1 protein-coding gene is annotated in these 1614 nt (G+C 20.9%); it reads right to left on the minus strand.

Annotated features, from left to right (window positions below; genetic code table 11):
- Nucleotides 1–44 precede the first annotated feature (44 nt).
- A complete protein-coding gene (locus EZH24_RS11495) occupies nucleotides 45–1445 on the minus strand; it encodes a hypothetical protein (protein WP_137999231.1) in 1401 nt (466 codons plus the stop codon).
- Nucleotides 1446–1614 lie beyond the last annotated feature (169 nt).

Here is a 1614-nt window from a genome sequence, read left to right on the forward strand (position 1 = left end):
TTAATTTTTTTAATATAATGATTATATATGCAATGGTTATTATATCAAGAATATAATTCAGTATTTTGTTCATTAGCTACAATAAAATATTCATGTCCATCTTTTGTAAAATAGTATGTGTTTATAGGAGAATCAAATTTTTTAAGCATTTCTTTTGCTTTATTATATGAAATACTTATATATTCATTTTTTTCTACTTCTTTCTTTTTATCATCATATCTATCTGAATAATCATAATAAGGGTTATCATCTAAACATTCATTCCAAAAATTTGTATTTATAATTGTATCTATGAAAAGCAGAAAATTTTCTTTAGCTTCTAACAGTGTGTTATCTCTGTATATAGTAAACAGTTTATCTTTAGCATTAGAAATTGCTTTTATATATAATTCTTTAGGATTTTCTTTTTCATTATAAAATATATCTTTATCAAATTTTTTAATTTCATCTAATAACTGATTTGCTTTATTTACTGCATCTTTATCAACTTTTTTCATTTTTAAATAACAATTATATTTTATTAATTTTATCATATTTAATAATTCTTTAGAATAAGTACATATTTTATAGCTATACTCTGCATTTTCTAATTCTTTCTTTAAAAGTTCATCTAAATTTTTGAGTTTACTTTCATAGAAAAATTCATCAGTTTTTATACTATCAATATTAAAATTATTCAATTCTTTTTTGTAAAAGTAATATATCTGATTAATATCATCTTCTAATCTATCTAAATTTATAATTTGTTCGCTTCCTACATACTGCGAATTTGATATATATAATATTTTTTCTGTTGCTGCTTCTAATTTTGATTCATACTCATTTTTAAAATGCTGTAATATCTTATCCAATATATTTGATATGTTTGAAAGCTGATTTGATATTTCAGACATATAATGCTGACCAACTACTATGGAAAGTACAGCAAATACAGCCTGAGGTCCTATAATGGCTATTGAATCTGCTTCTTCAAATCCAGCATGACCAATTATTTGTCCTGAAACTTCATCAATAATAGGAGAACCGATAGTGCCATCATTATATTTTATTAAAGTATTTGGATCAACTGTTGCTTTAAATAATTTAGATATTTGAAAATGTTGTAATAATCCTATAACGCCTTGTACTCCAAATTTTGTTGCAGTATCCATTATAGGAGTTAAACTTTTATCGTTTTTATTTATTTCAAAAATTGATGAATTGTTAATAAGTGTTTTATTTTCTAATTCTGTTTTAATATCTGTTAAATCAAATCTTAAATTTGTATTAATATCTATTAGAGAAACTGAATCATTATTTATCAAATCACCATTATTAATATTTAAAGAAGTATCAGAAGTATTAATAATATTTTTAGTATCATTATTTTTACTTACCCTTATTAATATAATAACAAGTAAAATGATTATGATAGTTAAAAAAGAAACTGATATAATTGTAGCCATATAAATAACCCCTAATTATTAATATATTTTTATATTTAATAAAATCATATATGCAAATTATAGTTAAATCAATAGCTTTTATAAAATAATTTTGAAGCTGTTATTATTTATAATTTTAATAAATATTTCATTATTTTTTATGTTATTACTCATATAAAAAGAAAATAGC

Source organism: Brachyspira catarrhinii (assembly GCF_005518285.1).
GTDB lineage: Bacteria > Spirochaetota > Brachyspiria > Brachyspirales > Brachyspiraceae > Brachyspira > Brachyspira catarrhinii.

Excerpts from the sequence above, each read along its gene's own strand:
- EZH24_RS11495 (WP_137999231.1), bottom strand. The coding sequence starts at position 1,445 with ATGGCTACAATTATATCAGTTTCTTTTTTAACTATCATAATCATTTTA.